Raw genomic sequence first — 21,722 nt, forward strand, 5'->3', positions numbered from 1 at the left:
TCTACAAAAGACATGTTTAAAAAATTTATAAAAAGACCCGTTTTGGCAATCGTCATTTCGGTAATGATCGTTTTTATAGGTGGGCTTGCCATAAAGCAACTACCTATTTCACAATTTCCTCAAATAGCACCCACTACAGTTAATATTTTTATTGCGTATCCAGGGTCGAGTTCAGAGGTGTTGGTTAACTCCACCTTAATTCCTTTAGAAACTGCCATCAATGGTGTAGAAGACATGCGATACATAGCTTCCGATGCTACCAGTGCAGGTGAAGCTACCATTCGTGTAATTTTTGAACCCGGTGTAGACCCTAACGAAGCTGTTGTTAGGGTAAAAACACGTGTAGACCAAGTGATGCCTTTACTTCCTGAATTGGTGCAACGCGAAGGTATTATTATTACACCGGTACAACCTAGTATGTTAATGTACGTTAACCTCTCTAGTTCCGATAAAAATAATGACGAAAAGTTTCTTTACAATTACGCCTATACAAAGGTAATTCCAGAAATTCAACGTATTAATGGTATTGCGAGTGCACAAATTTTAGGTAGTAGAAAATACGCTATGCGCGTTTGGTTAAAACCAGACCGTATGCGAGCTTACAATATCTCTGCTGAAGAAGTTTTAGAAGCCATGCAAGACCAAAGTATTTTGGCAAGACCAGGGCGATTAGGACAAAGTTCGGGCATTACTTCACAGTCGTTAGAATATGTATTAACCTATCAAGACCGATATAACGAACCTGAACAGTATAAAGTCATTATTATTCGTGCTAATGAAGAAGGTGAAATCATCAAACTAGAAGATATTGCCGATGTAAAGTTAGGTAGCGAATTTTTCGATATCTATTCCAATCTCGATGGGAAACCTTCAGCCTCTATCATATTAAAACAAACCTTTGGAAGTAATGGTAGCGATGTTATTAAAGCAGTTAAAGAAAAACTAGACGAGCTAAAAGTAGATTTACCACCCGATGTAGATTTTCAAATTAGTTACGACGTTTCTAGCTTTTTAGATGCTTCTATAGAACAAGTATTGCACACTCTAAGAGATGCGTTTATTCTGGTGGCTATAGTGGTATTCTTATTTTTAGGCGATTGGCGCTCTACACTCATTCCTATTATAGCGGTGCCTGTATCGTTAATTGGTGCTTTTTTTGTGATGCAATTGTTTGGACTTTCCATTAATTTAATTACCCTTTTTGCACTTGTATTGGCCATTGGTATTGTGGTAGATAACGCCATTGTTGTGGTTGAAGCGGTACACGTTAAAATGGAAGAAGAACATTTGTCGCCTTACAAAGCCTCGACTGAAGTTTTGGGTGAAATTGGTGGCGCTATTATAGCTATTACCTTGGTTATGGTGTCTGTGTTTATTCCTATTTCTTTTATGACGGGTCCAGTGGGTGTGTTCTACCGCCAGTTCTCTATTACCATGGCAGGATCTATCATCATTTCTGCGGTTGTAGCGCTTACACTTACCCCAGTTTTATGCGCCATGTTACTTAAAAACAATCATGGGAAAGTAAAAAAATCGCCCTTAGACCGTTTTATTAATTGGTTTAATAAAGGTTTTGAGCGCTTAACAGGAAAATATGTTACCATTCTTAACAAAATCGTTGCTAGACGTATTGTTACTTTCGGAATTTTAGCAGCGTTTTGTGCCGGTATCTATTTAACAAACCGGGTATTACCAGCAGGTTTTATACCGAATGAAGATCAAGGGATGATTTACGCCATCATCCAAACGCCTCCAGGTGCCACTTTAGAGCGTACTAATGATGTTGCCAGAAAACTTCAAAAAATTTGTGAAGAAACAGAAGGTGTTGAGTCGGTTTCCTCATTAGCGGGTTACGAAATTATGACTGAAGGTCGTGGTTCTAACGCGGGTACCTGTTTAATTAACTTAAAACCCTGGTCGGAGCGTCATCATTCCGTGCATCAAATTATGGAAGAACTGGAAGAAGAAACCAAAAATTTAGGCGCCGTTATCGAGTATTTTGAGCCACCTGCAGTACCTGGATTTGGTTCATCTGGTGGATTTTCGCTGCGTTTATTAGATAAAACAAACTCTACAGACTATCATCAATTTGAGAAAATCAATAACGAATTTATGGAGGCTTTGTCTAAGCGCAAAGAGCTTACTGGATTATTCACGTTCTTTTCGGCAAACTATCCGCAATACGAATTGAAGATTAATAACAAAATTGCGATGCAAAAAGGGGTTACTATAGGGAATGCTATGGAAAACCTCAACATCTTAATTGGTAGTACTTACGAGCAAGGATTTATTCGTTTTGGTAGATTCTTCAAAGTATATACCCAAGCAGCACCCGAGTACAGGCGTTTACCATCGGATCTTGAAAAGTTGTTTGTTAAAAATGAAGCTGGCGAGATGGTGCCTTATTCTGCATTTATGAGTATTGAGAAAAAATTGGGGCCTAATGAAATTACTCGATATAATCTTTATAATTCAGCTTCCATTAGAGGGCTTCCTTCTGAGGGTTTTACAAGCGGTGATGCTATTAATGCCATTAAAGAAGTGGCTGCAAAACAATTACCACAAGGGTATGATATTGCTTGGGAAGGCTTATCGTTTGATGAGGCACAAAGAGGCAACGAGTCGTTATACATTTTCATAGTTGTATTGGTATTTGTGTACTTTGTTCTAGCGGCACAATACGAAAGTTTCTTATTGCCATTTGCAGTTATTTTATCGCTACCTGTTGGGGTTTTTGGGTCTTTCGTACTCTTAAAAGCCATGGGATTAGCAAACGATGTTTACGCACAAATTGGTGTGATTATGCTTGTGGGTTTATTAGGTAAAAATGCGGTGTTAATTGTTGAATTTGCGGTACAAAAACATAGGCAAGGTGCCACCATTTTAGAAGCCGCTATCGAAGGCTCAAAAGCACGTTTTAGACCTATTTTAATGACCTCTTTTGCATTCATTGCAGGATTAATACCCTTGGTTGTCGCCACTGGCGCAGGCGCTATTGGTAATCGAACCATAGGTGGATCGTCTTTAGGAGGAATGCTTATTGGAACGCTGTTTGGGGTTCTTATCATACCTGGTCTGTATTACATTTTTGCTAAAATGGCCGAAGGCAAAAACCTGATTAATGATGAATCTAGCGAACCACTTTCAGAGGAATTCATCCGACATAATGAGGTGGAAAACCAAACAAAAGTGAACACCGATAGCATCAGTAAATTAAAGAAATTGTTGAAAAAACTTCGTAAAAACAATCAAGATGAATCATATTAAAACACATATGAACCTAAGGAAACACGGTTTGGTTGTTGTACTGGCTTTAATGGCTTTGTATTCTTGTGTGCCTACAAAAAGCATTCGTGAAGAAAACAAAGAAGTTCCAGAACAGTACAAAAACCAATCTTTAGATACCACAAACATAGCAACCGTAAACTGGAAAGCCTTTTTTTCAGATGCTAATTTAGTCACCTTAATCGATAGTGCTTTGGCAAATAACCAAGAGCTAAACATGATGTTGCAAAAGGTAGACATGTCGAAAAATGAAATTAAAGCAAGACAAGGCGAATATTTACCTTTTGTAGGTTTTTATGCCGGTGCAGAAGTGGAGAAAGTTGGAGAATTTACTAGAAATGGTGCTGTTGAAAAAAACCTTAACATTCGCGAAGATGAGGAGTTTCCAGAACCTTTAACCAATTTTTCTGCTGGTCTTTCTGCTTCATGGGAATTGGACATTTGGAAAAAACTGCGCAACGGAAAAAAAGCAGCGGTTTTAGAATACCTAGCATCTGTTGAAGGTAAAAATTTCATGGTAACGCAACTGGTTTCAGAAATTGCAAGTGCCTATTACGAGCTTTTAGCTTTAGATAATCAATTAAGCATTATCGAGCAGAATTTAGATATTCAGCAAAACGCACTAGAAATGGTTAAGCTTCAAAAAGAAGCGGCACGTGCAACCCAATTGGGGGTTAGACGTTTTGAAGCTGAGGTGTTTAAAAACCAAAGTAATAAATTTCAAATTCAGCAAAAAATTGTAGAAACCGAGAATTTAATTAACTTTTTAATGGGTCGTTATCCGCAAAAAGTTCAAAGAAGTTCTCAAGAATTTATTACTACCAAGGTTGATACAATTACCTCTGGATTACCTTCACAATTATTAGTCAATCGACCAGATATTAGAAAAGCTGAATTCGAATTATCTGCTTCAAAATTGAATGTTAAGGTGGCAAAAGCCAACTTTTTCCCATCTGTTGGTATTAAAGCTGGTTTAGGTTTAGAAGCTTTTAAACCTAAATTTTTAACCCACACGCCAGAGTCGTTAGCCTATTCGCTGGTTGGAGATTTGGTATCGCCATTAATTAACAGAAACGCAATTAAAGCGGAATATAGCACTGCCAATAAGCGACAATTACATGCTGTTTTCGAGTATGAAAAAGCCATATTAAATGCTTACATTGAGGTTGAAAATCAGTTATCTAACGTTAAAAATTTAAAGGAAAGTTACTTGCTAAAAGAAGCACAGGTAAAAGCACTTACAGAATCGATTGATTTATCCATTCAACTTTTTAAATCGGCAAGAGCCGAATATACCGAAGTTTTATTGACTCAAAGAGAGGCTTTAGACTCAAAAATTGAAATTATAGAAACCAAACGCGACCAGCTATTGGCAAACGTAAGGTTGTATCAAGCTTTAGGTGGCGGTTGGAAATAAAACCAAAACGAACTAAAATTAAAAACCGCTCCGCTTAAAAGTCGAGCGGTTTTTTTATGCTATTTTTACATCTTAATAAAATTTATGCTTAAAGTAGAAAACATAAGTTTTTCATATACTAAAACCCCTGTTTTAAAAGCTATTTCTTTTGAAGCAAAAGAGGGCGAAAACCTAGCTATTATTGGGGAAAGTGGCTCAGGGAAAAGCACCTTATTAAATTTACTTTACGGTGAATTCGATGTAAATGAAGGAAGCATTTTTTGGAAAGATACTGAGATTTTAGGGCCTAAATACAACCTTGTTGTGGGTTATGAGTTCATGAAATACGTGTCTCAAGAATTCAATTTGATGCCTTTTATAACCGTAGCAGAAAATATTGGCAAACATCTTTCAAACTTCTTTCCAGAAGAAAAAAAAGCCAGAACAGCAGAACTTCTGGAGGTTGTTGAGCTTACTGAATTTGCAAATGTTAAAGTGAAAACCTTAAGTGGCGGACAAAAACAACGTGTGGCATTAGCACGTGCTTTAGCTAAAGAACCCGAAATTATTTTATTGGATGAGCCTTTTAGCCATATTGATAATTTTCAAAAACAAAGTTTAAGACGCAGTGTTTTTAAATACTTAAAAAACAAAAATATTACCTGTATTGTTGCTACCCATGATAGAGAAGATGTTTTGGGTTTCGCCGATTGCATGATTGTTTTAAATAATAATAGCATTGCAGTAAACGACCATCCAGAAGTCTTATATCAAAATCCGAAAACGCCTTTAATTGCTTCTTTTTTTGGAGAATTTAATGTGATTAAAAACAAAATAATTTATGCACATCAAGTTAAACTAACTGAAAAATCGAATTTAAAAGCAACCGTTATTCAAAGCTATTTTAAAGGGCATTATTTTTTAATTGAAGCGAATTTAGAAGCAGAAAAAGTATTTTTTCAACATCATTCAATATTGGAAAAAAATCAAACGATTTATTTAAAAATTACAGCATAATTTACCTGTCATACTTCTTTAAAAGCGCTGGTAAATAAAAAATATCCGTAATTAAAGCTATAGCCACCGTTACAGCGCATAGCAATCCAAAATCCCTTACCGATGGCGTTGCGCTTGATGCAATAATTAAAAACCCTGCTACCAACGCAAAAGTTGTTGAAAACAAAGCGCTACCAGTATAACGCATCGCATTATTCATTCTGGTCTCAGGTGTTTCTGTTTTAACTTCATTTTTTCTGTATTTGTATACTAAATGTATGGTGTCGTCCATAGCAATTCCCAACATAATGGGCGTTATCATGGCCGTTGTAACATCTAATGGAATATCTAACCAACTCATTAAAATAGCTAATATAGCTAATGGTAATATATTAGGGATTAATACTAAAAAGGTGGTTTTTATACTTCTGATAAAAAACCAAAGACAAATAAAAGCCACAAAAAAGGCAGCAAAAAAAGATTTGAACTGCGTTTGAAGTATAAAGTTGTTTAATTGAGCAAAAACCACTGCAAACCCATTAATTTTTAATTGGTAATCTTTTATATTAAAAGTTGCCTCAAAATCCTTTTGAATATCACTTATAAGTTGTTCTAGTTGTGACGTTTTAATATCTTTAAAACTAATTGTAATACCTGCCGAAGTAAAATCGTTTGAGAATAACTTAAAAAAACTATTATCACTATTATCAACAGATGCCAATGTGTTCTCTATCTTTTCATCTGAAACAGTTGTTTGAAAAAGTACAGGTGTTCTTTTTTCTAAAAAGGATTTAATATTTACAGCAGAAACTGGTGCATTAATCAATGGGTTTTTTTCTAGCTCCTTTTGAAAATCTTCCAACTGAGACATCGCATCTTTAGTTAGAATTTTATCGCCATTAACTGTGGAGATGTTTAACTGCATTCTTGAGCTTCCCTTAAGCTGACTTTCCACAATACGTAAATCTTGTTTTTCTTTTCCTTCAGCTAAAAGGTCTTGAGAATTAGTATCAATTTTAACTTGAAACACTGAGTATATACCATATATCAAAATAAAAGTAAACGTGATAATGATGCTGTTTTTATATTGTGTTGTAAACCCATTTAACCAGGTTATAAATCCATGTTGACTAATCCTTTTAAAAGCAATAAAAGGTTTTGCTTCTTTAAAATTAAGACTCATAAAACTAAAGCCAATAATAGTGATAACGTAAACCAACAAGAAACTCAATACTAAACCAATACAAGTAAAAATACCCATATTTTTAAAGGCTGGTAAAGGTGATAAAAACAATGCAAAATATCCAACAAAAGTAGTTAGTGTGGTATAAAAACAAGGCGTAAAACTTTTTCGAACCGCCATAGTCAATAACTGAATTTTTGTAAACGATTTGTTTACAAGTCCTTCTTTATGATAAATATTAATAATATGTACAACATCACTAACACTGTAAACCATTAAAATGGTTGGAATAAGCATCGAAATCATGTTTAGAGCATACCCTTGAGAGGTAATAATGCCAAATAATAGTGATACAGGAACTGCTACTGATAACAAAGAAATTATTAAATAGCGTTTACTTGGTAACAAAAACACAAGCATTAGTGTGATTACCAAAACCGTTAAGACACCAAAAATGAGACTTTCTTTATAAATTCCTTTACTGTAAGCCTCATTTAAAACTGGTGGTCCGGTCAAATAATAGTTGTCGTAATTTTGTTGAATGATTCCTGATATTTCCCCCAGAATATCTTTTCGTTTGGTTTCAATAGTAGGCGTTGGATTCAACTGAATATAAAAAAACTGATTTTTAAAATCCTCCGACACCAATTGAGTGCTGATATTAGGAAGCTTCGATAATAAATTTTTTAATCCCTTTTCGCTTCTCTCTGTATTATAAAGTTCATCAAAAACAATAGTATTGTTGGTATAAATAGGGTATTTGGCCTTGGCTATACTAAATGACGTGTTCACATATTGTAAGCTATCAATGGCTTTATGTAATTTAAGTAATTGCCCTTTTTCATTGTCTCCAATGGCATTTTCTACTGGCAACATCGCTATAAAAATCTCGTCTGAACCAAATTTTTCTTGAAAATCGATGTAAGCTTTATAACTAGGGTCGTCTTCTAAGAACCAAATAGAAAGGGAATTGTCAATACGTAATTTATTAATGGTTTGATATCCTGAAATGGCCATTAAAACCGAAATCAAAACAATAATTGAGATTCTAAATTTTATAATTAGGGAAATGATTTGCTCGAGCTTTTGCATTGCTGTTTTCTATTCAATTTTTTTAATAACAAAGGTATCGTTTAAAAACTGAATTTTATCACCAATAGTTTTTGTTAATAGGAGTTTAGCAATAGGTGTGTATGAAGAAATAGCATAAAATTTTTCTTCACCAATAGTAATTTCTCCTGCACTTATAGCAATGAAATAATTGAATTTTGTTGTGTATACCAAACTACCAAAAGCAACTATTTTACTGGGAATGCTGAGTGTTTATTTTAGAAAGAATTTGTTTCGTTTTTTCAATTTCAGCGAGTTGATTTCCCGCTTTTTCACGCTCTATTTGAATCATAGCACGTCCCGTTTCATGCTTATCTCCTGCACTACTTTTAGTTTCGGAAAGCAGTGATTCTTGGATTTCATTTATCGTTTTTTTAACCGCTTGAAATCTGTTATCAATAAACTCCAAACACGCTTCATGTAATTGTTGCTTAATATTACTTTCGCTCATCTTCATTTAATTCGAAATCTAAAGCACCGTAATAACCCATTTGGCGAACTATCCATTCCTTTCTTCCTTGTATGTAAGTTGAGGCAGGATTGGCTTTATATTTTAAAGGTCTGGGTAAAATGGCTGCAATGGCAGCAGCTTCATAACGCGATAATTTGGAAGCTGGTTTTTTAAACCAATATTGCGATGCTGCTTCAATGCCATAAATACCATTCCCCATTTCAATACTGTTTAAATAAACTTCTAAAATGCGTTCTTTAGTCCAGACGATTTCGATTAAAAACGTAAAATAAGCTTCCAACCCTTTACGAAACCAACTACGTTCAGGCCATAAAAACACATTTTTTGCGGTTTGTTGACTTATGGTGCTGGCGCCTTTTATGCGTCTGCCTTTTTGATTGTTCTCCATAGCTTTTTTAATAGCATCAAAATCAAATCCATTATGGCTCAAAAAGTTTTGGTCTTCACTACAAATTACAGCAAGTTGCATGTTTTTTGAAATATGACCCTTAGAAATCCAATCATGTTTCCAAATTATATCTTGCCCTTCAGACTTTTGTTGAATACTTCTTATCACCATTAGTGGTGTAGCTGGAACGGGAACCCATTTAAATATAACGACTAAACCTATCGAAATGATAAAAAACCAAACAACAACATTAACGACTAACTTTAAAAGCTTTTTTATCATATTAATCTATTAATTCCGCTAATTCCTTACCTATTAAACTACCAATAGCAACACCCATACCACCTAAGCGTACTCCACAAAATACATGGCTTGACAATGGCTTAACAAGTGCTTTCTTTTGGTTGCCAATTCCCATAATACCACTCCATCGGTGTTCAATTTCAAAGTGAGTTTTGGGTAAAATAGTGGTTTTTAAAAGCTCCTCCAGCTTATTTTGAATTAAACTGGTTTCAGCAAAAACAGTGGTTTCTTCGGTTTTGAAATCCAGATGACGTCCACCGCCAAACAAAATCCTATCGTCTATATTTCTAAAATAGTAATAGCCCTTATCCAAATGAAAGGTCCCTTTAATATGTAAGTTTTTAATGGGTTTGGTAATGAGTATTTGGGCTCTTGCCGGTTTAACATCTTGTATGTTTAGTTCCAAAGCAAAGCCGTTGGTGGCTAATAGTAATTTTGAAGTAGAAACCTCAAATTGATTAGTCAAGATTTTTACCGATTCTTGTTCTTCTGAAAACCTTTCAACCTTAATGTTATTCAAAACTTTAATACCTTTTGATTGTGCCTTTTTTAATAAAGCTTCCATCATTTTACCGGTGTCCAATTGTCCTTCAAAAGCATTAAAAATATATTGGTTTTTTATATTTTTGAAATTAAACGAATTCTCTTTCAACCTGAAAACCTGGTCCTTAATAACAGGTTTAAGTAATTGATTTATAGAGTCTTTTTTTGCAAAACAGGTTTCAAATAAATCATCGTTTTTTGAAAATAACTCGTAACCACCGAATTGTTGGTAGTCCATGTTTTTATCGCCTAACGTTTGTCTTAATAGGTGCAGCCCATCAATGCGTTTTTGAATTAATTCAACAACTTCTTGTTCTGTATGGGTTTTTAAATCCTCAATAATTTCACTTAGGCTTCCAAAACATGCAAAACCAGCATTTTTTGTGCTGGCACCTTGAGGCAAAATCCCTTTTTCGAGAATTAAAATTTTAGTTTTGGGATAACGCTCCTTTAAATGTAAAGCACAACTTAAACCAACGATACCGCTACCCACTATCGTGAAGTCAATATTTGTTAACCATGATTTTATTTCCCAGTAAGACAAATTCATCTTTGCTAAATTAGCTGTTTTTAAATTTAAGAATTTTAAACAGAGGTGTTAGAAATGGATCAATAGGCTGTGTTATTTGAAAAACAACTTGTGAAAACTTTATTTTGATTTTAAAAATCAAAATCACATCATAAAAAAACTCCGAAAGTGCTTCCGGAGTTATCATTATTTATTCTTCTACTCGCTTTTCCATAACGAAATCTTCCATAAACTTAGTGGTATAATTACCTGCTAAATAATCTGGATGATCCATGAGCTGCCTGTGGAAAGGAATCGTAGTTTTTATACCTTCAATCACAAACTCATCCAAAGCGCGCTTCATTTTATTGATAGCTTCTTCTCTAGTTTGTGCGGTTGTAATCAACTTAGCAATCATAGAGTCATAGTTTGGAGGAATCGCATAACCTGCATAAACATGGGTGTCTAATCGTACCCCATGGCCTCCAGGAGCGTGAAGGGTAGTAATTACCCCAGGCGATGGACGAAATCCATTATAAGGGTCTTCAGCATTAATACGACACTCTATGGAGTGTAGTTTCGGTGTGTAGTTTTTACCTGAAATTGGCACACCTGCTGCTACTAAAATCTGTTCACGTATTAAATCGAAATCAATGACTTGTTCTGTAATTGGATGCTCCACTTGAATACGCGTATTCATTTCCATGAAGTAAAAATTACGATGCTTATCCACTAAAAACTCTATGGTTCCAGCCCCTTCGTAATTAATATATTCTGCTGCTTTTACTGCGGCGTTACCCATATCATTACGAAGTTTCTCCGTCATAAATGGAGACGGTGTTTCTTCTGTTAGTTTTTGATGACGACGTTGAATGGAACAATCTCTTTCTGATAAATGACAGGCTTTGCCACGAGAATCACCAACCACCTGAATTTCAATATGGCGCGGTTCTTCAATAAGCTTTTCCATATACATATCATCATTACCAAACGCGGCTTTACTTTCTTGTCTAGCAGAGTCCCATGCCGCTTTTAAATCTTCTGGTTTCCATACGGCACGCATCCCTTTCCCTCCTCCTCCAGCTGATGCTTTAAGCATTACAGGATATCCCGTTGTTTTGGCAACTTTTTGACATTCTTCAAATGTTTGTATAACACCATCGCTACCAGGTACACAAGGTACGCCAGCTGCTTTCATAGTAGCTTTTGCATTTGCCTTGTCTCCCATTTTATCTATCATTTCTGGTGAAGCACCAATGAATTTGATACCATGCTCTTCACAAATTTTTGAGAATTTAGCATTTTCAGATAAAAACCCATATCCGGGGTGAATGGCGTCTGCATTTGTAATTTCGGCAGCCGCAATAATATTAGACATTTTAAGGTACGATTCACTACTTGGTGCTGGCCCAATACAAACAGCTTCATCGGCAAATTTAACATGTAAGCTTTCAGCATCTACAGTGGAATAAACCGCCACTGTTTTAATACCCATTTCTTTACAGGTTCTAATAACGCGTAATGCTATTTCCCCTCTATTGGCAATCAATATTTTTTTAAACATAATCTTTTGAGTTTAAGAGTTTATGGTTTAGTTGTTTATAAGTTTAATTGCTATTGCGTTCGAACTTTAAACTTTAAACTTTAAACTTCAAATTAGGATGGGTCTACTAGAAATAAAGGTTGATCGAACTCTACTGGCGAAGAATCGTCAACTAATATTTTCACAATCTTTCCTGAAACTTCAGATTCAATTTCGTTGAAAAGTTTCATCGCTTCAATAATACAAAGCACATCTCCTTCTGATATAGTTTGACCTACCTCAACAAACAACGGTTTGTCTGGAGCTGGCTTTCTGTAGAATGTCCCAATGATGGGGGATTTTATAGTAATATATTTTGAATCATCCGAAGCTGCTGGAGCAGCTGGTTTTTGAGGCGAAGAAGCTTCAGTTACTGGTGCGACAGGCGCTGCAACTTGTTGTGGTACTGGCGCTGCAACAGGTGCGTACTGGATGGCCGTACCTTCAGTTTCCGTTCCTGTTTTAATGGTAATTTTAATATCGTCCATTTCCAATTTAACCTCACTTGCACCAGATTTGGCAACAAACTTAATTAAGTTTTGAATTTCTTTTATGTCCATAATTTTGCTAATTAGTTAATGGTTAGTTTACTGAATTATAGGCCCATTTTAAATAAATGGCTCCCCAATTAAATCCGCCACCAAAAGCAGCGAATATTAAGTTATCTCCTTTTTTTAGTTGCGATTCATAATCATTTAAAAGTAATGGTAATGTGGCAGATGTGGTGTTGCCATACTTTTGAATATTCATCATTACCTTTTCTTCTTCTAAATCTATTCTTTGGGCCGTAGCATCAATAATACGCTTGTTAGCTTGATGGGCTACTAGCCAATTGACATCGTCTTTGGTAAGGTTATTTCGTTCTAAAATTTTAACTGTCGCATCGGCCATATTAAAAACAGCATTTTTGAAAACTGTCTTCCCTTCTTGGAAGGCATAATGCCCTCCTTCATCAAGTTTTTCATGTGTTAAAGGATGCTGAGAACCACCATAAGTCGCTTGTAAAAACTCTCTACCAGTTCCATCACTTCTTAAATATTCATCTTGTAAGCCTAAACCGTCTCTATTAGGTTCAAATAAAACGGCTCCTGCCCCATCCCCAAAAATAATACAAGTCGCTCTGTCTTTATAGTTTATTAATGAAGACATTTTATCTGCTCCAATTAATAAAATACTTTTATACCTTCCAGACTCTATGTAGCTCGATGCAACGGACATTCCATATAAAAAACTTGAGCAAGCGGCGTCCATATCAAATGAAAAAGCATTTGTTGCTCCAATTTCAGACGCAGTAAATGCCGCAGTTGATGCTGCCTTCATGTCTGGGGTCGCAGTGGCTACAATAACAAGTTCTATGTCCTTAGGGTTAATTCCCTTCTTATTTATTAAATCTTGAGCTGCTTTTACGGCGAGAAAAGAGGTGCCCTTTCCTTCTTCTTTTAGAATTCGTCGCTCTTTTATTCCAGTTCGGGTAGTAATCCATTCGTCATTTGTATCAACCATGGTCTCAAGAATTTGATTGGTTAATACATATTCTGGCACATAGGCGCCTACAGCTGTGATGGCTGCTGAGATTTTACTCATACCTTAATTATTAATTCGATCAAAAATCGTTAAAATTGGGCAAAAACGTTAAAAATTTCACGAAAATTACTGAATTTTGACGTAATATCATGCAAATTAAGTGTTTTTGTGATTTAGAAAAAGCATTTCATAAAAAAAACGCTCAATTATGAGCGTTTTATAATTCACTTGCACATTAGATTTATGCAACGTTTTCTACTTCTTCAGAATTGTCAATTAATACTTGTCCTCTGTAGTACAGTTTTCCTTCATGCCAGTGAGCTCTGTGATATAAATGTGCTTCACCTGTTGTTGGGCATGTAGCAATTGTTGGCGCAGTTGCTTTATAATGAGTTCTTCTTTTATCTCTTCTGGTTTTTGAGATTTTTCTTTTAGGATGTGCCATTTTATATGTTTATTTATCCGTTAATAATTTCTTTAATGTATTCCATCGAGGGTCAATATCCTCTTCTTTTTCTTTTTTTTCTTTTACCTTTGGGCTTAGCTCTTCTAATTTTTTGAGTATATCGGAATCTAATGTTCCATCATTAACTCCTGGATGGACTCTTTTGATGGGCACGGCTAATATACTGAGTTCGTAAATATATTGCTGAATATTAATTTCGTAAGTTCCATGTGGAACTATAAGAATGTCTATATATTCATCATTATATTCGTCTCCAAACTTAACTACTAAATCAAAATTATTTTCTATGTTTTGATTGTAAGGCTCGTTGGTTATATCACAATTAACATTAACCCATCCCGAAATTTTAAAATGCAATTCCAATAATGTTGATTTTTTTTCTAATTCAACATTTACGTCGATGTTTACATCATTAAAATCTTCATACTCAAAATGTTCAAAGAACGCTTGTTCAACTTTATACTCAAAATGATGCTTCCCTATCTTTAATCCCACAAATGGAATCGTAAATTCTTTCAATGGCTTCATTTCTCGCTTCTAATTTGAGCCTGCAAATATATAAATTTTTATTTACTCGGCATTACTTACAAACAATTTTTTGTTCATATCTTAAAACAACACGAGTTCATTTATTTTTAAGCTATTAAACCTCTCTTAACTTAATTGCTTTTTTGAGGCTTTCTTTAATGGATTTTGGGTAAGTTGCTCGTAATCAGCCCTATTTTTAAAAATTTGAATGGCACTGAAAATAGCTTCCTTGAATGAGTTTTCATCAGCGACTCCTTTTCCTGCAATTTCATAAGCTGTTCCGTGGTCGGGCGATGTTCTAACCCTATTTAATCCTGCTGTGTAATTAACACCTTGTCCAAAAGATAGCGTTTTAAAAGGTATTAAACCTTGATCGTGGTATGATGCTATAATCGCATCAAAATTTTTGTAATTGTTTGATCCAAAAAAACTATCGGCCGCATAAGGACCAAAAACTAATTTTCCAGAGGCCTTAATTTTTTGAAGCGTCGGTCTTAAAACATCGTCATCTTCTTTCCCTATAACGCCGTTATCGCCAGTGTGGGGGTTAATACCCAAAACTGCAATTTTTGGTTTTTGAATATTGAAATCTACTTTTAATGATTCGTAAACCGTATTTATTTTTTTCTTAATTAAATCTGGAGTAATATGGTTGGCAATATCCTTTACCGGAACATGGTCTGTTAACAATCCAACCCTTAAGTTTTCGGTTATCATAAACATTAAACTGTCTCCTCCAAGTTCTTTTGCCAAATAATCGGTGTGACCCGGAAATTTAAACTCTTCTGATTGAATATTATGCTTATTTATGGGAGCAGTAACCAGAACATCAATCACATTATTTTTTAAGGCTTTTGTTGCTTCTTGTAAGGATTTAATAGCATAAGCACCTATATTTTGGTCTTCTTTACCAAACTCAATATTTACAGGTTCTTGCCAACAGTTAAAAACATTTACTTTTCCAATGGTTATTTGGTCCAAATTATTTATAACATGAAAATTAATCTCAGATTTAAAATGTGTTTTAAAAAAGTTCATTGCTTTTGATGAAGCAAAAACCACTGGTGTGCAAAATTCCAACATTCTACTGTCTTCAAATGTCTTTAAAATGATTTCACCACCTATGCCATTTAAATCGCCAATGGAAATGCCAACTATTATATTTTCTGCTTCCTTCATTAAAAAATGATAACTTTTGTTTGTAATTTTGATGTTGCAAATTTAACTAAATAAATACATAATAATATGTTTACAGGAATAATTGAAGACATAGGTGTCGTATCGAATTTAAAAGAAGAATTAGGTAATCTTCATGTATCCATTAAAAGTAACATGACTTCAGAATTGAAAATAGACCAAAGTGTGGCACATAATGGTGTTTGTTTAACAGTGGTTTCTATCAATAATGATGAATACACAGTAACGGCTATTAAGGAAACCTTGGATAAAACCAACCTTAATTCCTTGAAGCTTCATGATAAAGTGAATCTGGAACGCGCTATGAAACTAGGGGATAGACTGGATGGCCATATTGTACAAGGTCATGTAGATCAAACCGCCACCTGTACTCATGTTGAAGAAGCCAATGGCAGTTGGGTATTTACTTTTAGTTATGATGCCGCTTTTAATAATATCACTATTGAAAAAGGGTCTATTACCGTAAACGGGGTAAGTTTAACTGTTGTAAATTCAAAAAAAGATACTTTTAGTGTGGCCATCATACCTTACACTTATGGGCATACGAACTTCAATACCTTTACCGTTGGCACGATAGTGAATTTGGAATTTGATGTTTTGGGAAAATATGTAGCGAAACTTGTAGACCTTAACTAGAAAACTGTTTAGTCTTCTTTTTTTAACAATATTTTTTTAACACCATAAAATAAAGCGAAAACAGCACCAAGCAGAACCCCTCCGTCTATAGGAAAACCAAATGGTGGGGGAGGACCAGGTGGCGGTGGTTGTTGTGCCACACACGCAAAACTTATTAATACAAATAAGACTGAGGCTAAAATTCTTTTATTTTGTATTGTCATGGGGTCACAAATGTATGAAAAAAAGCGAGTTAACAAAATAAATGTATTTCAAAGAGATAAAAAACATCTTTAAAGTGTTTAAAAGTATCGATGAAATGCAAATTTTTGTTAAATAATCATTTTTACGGCCTTACCTTTAAACTTGTTTGAGAGTAGCTGACAATAAAAACAATCTTCGGTTTTAATTTACAAAAACAAATATATATATTTTAGTTTAAAACAAAAATTAAAATACTCCTACTTGTATTGAAATTAAATATTTTGGGATTTTAAAAACACATACAAAAAAAGCCTTTCAAAAGAAAGGCTTTACAATTTCTAAAAGTGGTCCCACCTGAACCACTTTTATCCAAAGTTACACATTAACCTGTTTATTACAAAAATTAAATAAACACCCTTAAAACCAAATAAAATAGGAAGTTTAAGAGGATTTCTGTATTGTTTAAGTTTGGATAAATTTCGATAATATTGAATACAGCCGTACAACTACCGTACAATTTTTTTAATTTTGTACTGTAATTAAATTCAATGGCTTCAGTCAACTACTTATATCGCTCCACAAAAGATAGTGCCGAACTTATCTTAAGGCTACTCTATAGAAACAATGAGATAGATTATGTTTATGGTGCCAAATCCGGCATAGAGGTTTCAAAGTACTATTGGACAAAGGAACACAAGAAAAAGAATCCCAAAGACATAGATATAATTGATAGACAAGCCGAGGTTAACGACGCTTTAAATAAACTTAAATCGCATGTCCTTGGTAAGTTTAAAGAGGCTAATCCAGAAGATGTAGATAAAGATTGGCTAAAAACCCAAATAGATTTCTTTCATAATCCACCAAAAGAAACTCCTGCACTGCCTAACGAACTACTAAAATATTTCAAGTATTTTATTAAAGAGAAAACTAACGACTTAGCTAACTCCACTGTTAAAAAATATAATGTAGTCTATAATTTATTAGAACGTTACGAAACAAGCACTAAAAAGAAACTACTTCTTAAGGATGTTGACTTAAGTTTTAAAAAATCATTTGAAGATTACTGCTTTAGTAAAGGTTATGCTCCAAACACGATAACAAGAGCAATACGAGCTATCAAAACTGCTTGTAACCATGCTAGATACAATGGTATTGAAACTAGTTACCAATTAGAAAAATTGAAAACTAAATACACTAAAACAGAAAACATCTATTTAACTTTAGAAGACATTGAGAAATTAAAACTCATCAAAAAAGAAAGACTGACAGACCGGCTGGAGAATGCTAGAGATTGGCTTGTCATAAGCTGCTTTACGGGCCAACGTGTCTCTGATTTTATGCGATTTAATAAAAAGATGCTACGCCAAGAAACTAACAAAGACGGGGAACTAGTAACGTTTATTGAATTTACGCAGCAAAAGACTGGAAAAGAAATGACTATTCCATTAAAACAAGATGTACTTGATATTCTGGATAAAAGAGGGGGAGATTTTCCTCCACCCATTTCAGATCAAAAATATAATTTATATATAAAAGAGGTAGGAGCCATTGCTAAATTGAACGAAAAAGTACTTGGAAGCAAAAAATTAGAGACAGAGCCAGAAAGCGGTATATACCGAAAAGTCACAAAAAAATTTAAAAAGCACGAATTAATAAGCTCCCACATTGGGCGTCGATCATTTGCAACTAATTTTTACGGGCAGATACCCACATCGTTTCTAATATATGTGACAGGCCATAAAACAGAGCAAATGTTCCTAAACTATATTGGTAAAAGCAATAAGGATATTGCTTTAGAATTAACTAAATACTTTTAAGTTATGGATGTAACAAGTAAAGAATATGAAAAAAACTATAATGGAAGAATGTCTTCTTATAAGAATGATTATATAGACAATACCGAAAATTCTTTTTTGGCAATTGAATTAGAAAATTATTCTAATTATTATAATGCTTTAATTAAAATAGCAGATTACTTCAAAAACAAAACAACTAAAGATTTAAGAATAAATTCCACTACAACAGTAGTGATATCTGACTTAAAAGAGGTTAATGAATCAGTATTTAATGAAATTTTTAAAATAGAAAAAACGAAAATATTATTGAATAAAGTATCTACGGATATTGGTTTTGAAGATTATATGATACGAGGGCAAATACCCGGGAAAATAGAAATAGATTTTAAAAAACTTAACAATTACATTACAAGTGCTAAAAGAATAATTGATTTTATAAATGAAAAAAAATCAGGTATTCAAAAGTCGGATGCTCCAGAGAAACAAATTATTAAAAAAGAGACTGAAACAAACATCATATCTGAAAATAAAGAAGGGGCTGTAGATATAGGCGATGATGATTACACAAAATCTACAATTGAAAAATATTTGCAAAATATTGTCGATTATATAATACCCCAAGAACACAAAGTATTAGTTGATGCTTTATATTTTTATTTCACAAAAAATGAATTTCCAAAACTTGAGAAAAAAATTATGTTCAAACGGGTTAACAAAAAAAAGGTTGGTTGGGCGTTAAAGGAGGTATACATGAATCTAAAAACAGATAAATTGAGTGAAGAATATTTACAGTTCGCTAAGGACAATATCAATCTATTTGAAAATGTAAAATCCAATCCTGAAAATTATATGGATTCAAATTTATATAGTTATTTCACGACAAACCCTGATAAATAGGGCATACACCAAATACACTTAATACACTTTTCAATACACTTTAGTCCACCAATAACACTCCTCATAATTGCATTTTAATCTTAAATAATGCAATTATGAAAACAAAAGCAATCTTATTGGAAAGCCTAACAATTGAACAACTTCAACAATTAATTGGCACATCCATTAAAAATGGAATTTCAGAGCTTCACAAGGAGCTTGAAACTAAAAACTACAACGAAGAACTACTTACCAGAGAAGAGACATGCAAGTTCTTAAAAATTGACAGCAGTAGCTTGTGGTCTTGGACCAACAAGGGCAAGGTGAAGGCCTATGGCATAGGTGCAAGACGCTATTATAAGCGTAGTGAATTGTTAGAAAGTCTATCCTTATTAAAAAAATAGGGCAATGGATACATCTAGCAACAACAAATATCTGCAACAAGCGGAAAAGTTAAGAATTACCCACGATCAAGAGTTTATCGAGCCACAAGTTGCCTTAAAGCAAAAAAACTTAAAATCTGATGGCTATACTACTACTGGTACTCGAGGCAACCAGATTGTAATTATTGGCAAGGCCAAAAGCCGAAAATCTTTTTACTTGGGTATTCTTGCCTCGGCTGCTCTAAGTAACGAATTAATATTGGGCACATACAAAGGGGAGTTGCCAAAAGAGCAATCCGCTGTGGCCTATTTTGATACTGAACAAGGGGCGTATCATGTGCAAAAGGCACAAAAACGTATTTGCAGCTTAACCAAGAAGGAAAAACTTGAAAAATTATACCTCTATCATTTACGTGCATTAGAGCCCAGTGAACGTCTAAAGGTTATTGAAGCGGTTATTTATGCTAACGACAATTTAGGAATTGTTTTCATTGATGGCATAAGGGATCTGGTAACATCCATAAATGATGAGGGGCAGGCCACGATGATTTGCAGTAAGCTTTTGAAATGGTCTGAAGAGCGAAACATCCTGATTATAGTGGTATTGCACCAGAACAAAGGGAATGACTTTGCCAGAGGCCATCTAGGCACTGAATTGATAAACAAAGCCGAGCTCGTACTATCGGTAACAAAACAAAACGGGAACGAGGACATTTCAATTGTTAAACCAGAATACTCCAGGGACATAGAACCAGAAACCTTTGCATTTACAATAGTGGATGGATTACCAACGGCTGTAGATGATTTTGTGGAAAATACACCATCCGGCAGCCGAAAGACCAAGTTGGTCGACCTCAAGGACGAGGACAAATTAAGGCTGTTGGGGGATGTTTTTAGCGATGACAATGGCTTCAAGTATAGTGAGCTTAAAAAACAAATAAAGCGGTCTTACAGTACCTTGTTTAAAGAAACTGTAGGCGATAATCAAGCCAAAGATTTTATTACCGAATGTAAATTCAAAAAATGGATAAATCAGGAGAACCCCAAAGGCAAATACAGTTTAACATCTTCCCTGGAACCTCCGTAAATCAGGTTAGTTTATCGGTTTAGTTTAGTGCCTATATATAGGCACATAAACTAATAAACCGTTGATGGTGATTTACTAAACTGGTTTAAACCTTTAAACTGATAAAAATGAAATCACATCTAAATTATAATTTAAAAAGAATCCCAAAAGTTCCTCAGATAATGGAGGTTGGGAAAATCTTAAATGAATTAAAAAAATTTAAAATTAGTAATTATGAAAAAATCCAAAATACAGTGGACAGAGTCCACATGGAATCCCTGGCATGGGTGCAGGAAGGTATCACCTGGATGCCTATACTGTTATATGTACCGTGATAAAGCGATATATGGGCAAAGCCCAACAGCAGTTTTAAGAAGCAAAACAATGTTCAAAGCTCCATTAAAATGGAATGATAGCAAATTAATCTTTACATGCTCTTGGTCGGATTGGTTTATTGAGGATGCTGATAGATGGAGGGATGAAGCTTGGGAAACCATCAAAAGCACACCACATCATACCTACCAAATATTAACAAAACGTCCTGAACGCATTAAGGAACATTTACCTGAACGTTTTGATGAATTAGACAATGTTTGGCTTGGTGTTTCCATTGAAAGTGAAGACCAGATGGGACGGCTTGAGTATCTCAAGGACCTTTCATCCATAACGTTTGCCAGTTTTGAACCACTTTTAGGCCCCATCAAGTGGGATGAGAGAATGGACGGTCTGGACTGGTGCATTATTGGGGGTGAGAGTGGCAATGACACTGGTAAATACCTTTACCGTAAAATGGAACTGGATTGGGCACTCCATCTAATTGAAGGTGCTAAATCCAGTGGTGTGCCTTGTTTTGTAAAGCAATTGGGCACATACCAGTACAAGCAATTAAGCCTTAAAGACAGACATGGTGGCAATTTGGAAGAATTTCCAGAAGGATTTAAAGTGCGTGAGTTTCCTGCGGTTTATTATGATAAACATCTGGTCATGGCATAGAGCTTTCTCTAATTGCAATTTTAAAAAAGGTATCATTTCGATGCCTTTTTTAATTAATATTATTAGATTTTATTCTCCAGTAACGCAATTTACTTATATATTAATCTGCACTACAAAACTTAACTTTTTAAATTACTATCTAAAATTCACTTTATAAGTGACGAAAGAAGGGTATCCCAATAACGCCATTTTTAGCATTTTTAAATGAAATTAAAACTTTAGGTCATAGAAATAATATAGCATTAACTTAATCTCCGGAATCATTTTTAAGCTTATTTATATCCACAGCATATTGATTAAAATAATTA

21 protein-coding genes are annotated in these 21,722 nt (G+C 34.4%); 9 read left to right on the forward strand and 12 right to left on the reverse strand.

What is annotated here, in order from left to right; all coding sequences use genetic code 11:
* The first annotated feature begins 12 nt into the window (after window positions 1-12).
* From ABD963_RS02180 to ABD963_RS02190, 3 genes are all read left to right on the forward strand, one after another.
* On the forward strand, window positions 13-3,267 hold the full coding sequence (locus ABD963_RS02180; protein WP_345275294.1) for an efflux RND transporter permease subunit: 3,255 nt from the start codon (window positions 13-15) through the stop codon (window positions 3,265-3,267).
* Window positions 3,254-4,702: a TolC family protein gene (locus ABD963_RS02185; protein WP_345275295.1), complete on the forward strand. Its 1,449-nt coding sequence runs from the start codon at window positions 3,254-3,256 to the stop codon at window positions 4,700-4,702. The genes ABD963_RS02180 and ABD963_RS02185 overlap by 14 nt, the downstream gene beginning before the upstream one ends.
* 84 nt (window positions 4,703-4,786) lie before the next feature.
* Entirely contained in the window at window positions 4,787-5,698 is a 912-nt protein-coding gene (locus ABD963_RS02190; protein ID WP_345275296.1) for an ABC transporter ATP-binding protein, read from the forward strand.
* A 1-nt stretch (window position 5,699) separates the two neighbouring features.
* On the opposite strand, the gene ABD963_RS02195 is transcribed toward ABD963_RS02190, so the two are convergent.
* The 11 genes from ABD963_RS02195 to pdxA form a co-directional block, all read right to left on the reverse strand.
* Window positions 5,700-7,952, reverse strand: a complete 2,253-nt coding sequence (locus tag ABD963_RS02195) for an efflux RND transporter permease subunit (protein WP_345275297.1) — start codon at window positions 7,950-7,952, stop codon at window positions 5,700-5,702.
* Window positions 7,953-7,961: 9 nt separating this feature from the next.
* A complete protein-coding gene (locus ABD963_RS02200; protein ID WP_345275298.1) occupies window positions 7,962-8,144 on the reverse strand; it encodes a hypothetical protein in 183 nt (60 codons plus the stop codon).
* Window positions 8,145-8,163: 19 nt separating this feature from the next.
* On the reverse strand, window positions 8,164-8,427 hold the full coding sequence (locus tag ABD963_RS02205; RefSeq protein WP_345275299.1) for a hypothetical protein: 264 nt from the start codon (window positions 8,425-8,427) through the stop codon (window positions 8,164-8,166).
* A complete protein-coding gene (gene mtgA / locus ABD963_RS02210; protein WP_345275300.1) occupies window positions 8,408-9,112 on the reverse strand; it encodes a monofunctional biosynthetic peptidoglycan transglycosylase in 705 nt (234 codons plus the stop codon). The genes ABD963_RS02205 and mtgA overlap by 20 nt, the downstream gene beginning before the upstream one ends.
* 1 nt (window position 9,113) lies before the next feature.
* A complete protein-coding gene (locus tag ABD963_RS02215) occupies window positions 9,114-10,226 on the reverse strand; it encodes an NAD(P)/FAD-dependent oxidoreductase (protein WP_345275301.1) in 1,113 nt (370 codons plus the stop codon).
* A gap of 169 nt (window positions 10,227-10,395) precedes the next feature.
* On the reverse strand, window positions 10,396-11,748 hold the full coding sequence (gene accC / locus ABD963_RS02220; RefSeq protein WP_345275302.1) for an acetyl-CoA carboxylase biotin carboxylase subunit: 1,353 nt from the start codon (window positions 11,746-11,748) through the stop codon (window positions 10,396-10,398).
* 92 nt (window positions 11,749-11,840) lie between these two features.
* Window positions 11,841-12,326 carry an acetyl-CoA carboxylase biotin carboxyl carrier protein gene (gene accB / locus ABD963_RS02225; protein WP_345275303.1) on the reverse strand — a complete coding sequence of 162 codons (486 nt, stop codon included), beginning with the start codon at window positions 12,324-12,326 and terminating at the stop codon, window positions 11,841-11,843.
* Window positions 12,327-12,348: 22 nt separating this feature from the next.
* Complete coding sequence (locus tag ABD963_RS02230; protein WP_345275304.1) at window positions 12,349-13,350, reverse strand: beta-ketoacyl-ACP synthase III; 1,002 nt, start codon at window positions 13,348-13,350, stop codon at window positions 12,349-12,351.
* A gap of 181 nt (window positions 13,351-13,531) precedes the next feature.
* Entirely contained in the window at window positions 13,532-13,735 is a 204-nt protein-coding gene (gene rpmF / locus ABD963_RS02235) for a 50S ribosomal protein L32 (protein ID WP_345275305.1), read from the reverse strand.
* 9 nt (window positions 13,736-13,744) lie between these two features.
* Window positions 13,745-14,284, reverse strand: coding sequence for a YceD family protein (locus ABD963_RS02240; protein WP_345275306.1), 540 nt, complete (start codon window positions 14,282-14,284; stop codon window positions 13,745-13,747).
* Between the two features lie 126 nt (window positions 14,285-14,410).
* The gene (gene pdxA / locus ABD963_RS02245) at window positions 14,411-15,463 is read right to left on the reverse strand and encodes a 4-hydroxythreonine-4-phosphate dehydrogenase PdxA (protein ID WP_345275307.1); all 1,053 of its coding nucleotides are present in this window, start codon (window positions 15,461-15,463) and stop codon (window positions 14,411-14,413) included.
* 66 nt (window positions 15,464-15,529) lie between these two features.
* Between pdxA and ABD963_RS02250 the strand changes: the two genes are divergently transcribed.
* The gene (locus ABD963_RS02250) at window positions 15,530-16,117 is read left to right on the forward strand and encodes a riboflavin synthase (RefSeq protein ID WP_345275308.1); all 588 of its coding nucleotides are present in this window, start codon (window positions 15,530-15,532) and stop codon (window positions 16,115-16,117) included.
* An 8-nt stretch (window positions 16,118-16,125) separates the two neighbouring features.
* Here the strand turns inward: ABD963_RS02250 and ABD963_RS02255 are convergent, their stop codons facing one another.
* Window positions 16,126-16,320 carry a hypothetical protein gene (locus tag ABD963_RS02255; RefSeq protein ID WP_345275309.1) on the reverse strand — a complete coding sequence of 65 codons (195 nt, stop codon included), beginning with the start codon at window positions 16,318-16,320 and terminating at the stop codon, window positions 16,126-16,128.
* A 528-nt stretch (window positions 16,321-16,848) separates the two neighbouring features.
* Here ABD963_RS02255 and ABD963_RS02260 point away from each other — a divergent pair.
* The 5 genes from ABD963_RS02260 (at window position 16,849) to ABD963_RS02280 (ending at window position 21,414) form a co-directional block, all read left to right on the forward strand.
* Window positions 16,849-18,117 carry a tyrosine-type recombinase/integrase gene (locus tag ABD963_RS02260; protein ID WP_345275310.1) on the forward strand — a complete coding sequence of 423 codons (1,269 nt, stop codon included), beginning with the start codon at window positions 16,849-16,851 and terminating at the stop codon, window positions 18,115-18,117.
* Between the two features lie 3 nt (window positions 18,118-18,120).
* Window positions 18,121-18,993, forward strand: a complete 873-nt coding sequence (locus tag ABD963_RS02265) for a hypothetical protein (protein WP_345275311.1) — start codon at window positions 18,121-18,123, stop codon at window positions 18,991-18,993.
* A 95-nt stretch (window positions 18,994-19,088) separates the two neighbouring features.
* Complete coding sequence (locus tag ABD963_RS02270; protein WP_345275312.1) at window positions 19,089-19,376, forward strand: helix-turn-helix domain-containing protein; 288 nt, start codon at window positions 19,089-19,091, stop codon at window positions 19,374-19,376.
* A 4-nt stretch (window positions 19,377-19,380) separates the two neighbouring features.
* A complete protein-coding gene (locus ABD963_RS02275) occupies window positions 19,381-20,442 on the forward strand; it encodes an AAA family ATPase (protein WP_345275313.1) in 1,062 nt (353 codons plus the stop codon).
* 213 nt (window positions 20,443-20,655) lie between these two features.
* A complete protein-coding gene (locus ABD963_RS02280) occupies window positions 20,656-21,414 on the forward strand; it encodes a DUF5131 family protein (RefSeq protein ID WP_345275314.1) in 759 nt (252 codons plus the stop codon).
* Window positions 21,415-21,722 lie beyond the last annotated feature (308 nt).

Source organism: Litoribaculum gwangyangense (genome assembly GCF_039543505.1).
In the GTDB taxonomy this organism is placed as follows: Bacteria; Bacteroidota; Bacteroidia; order Flavobacteriales; family Flavobacteriaceae; genus Litoribaculum; species Litoribaculum gwangyangense.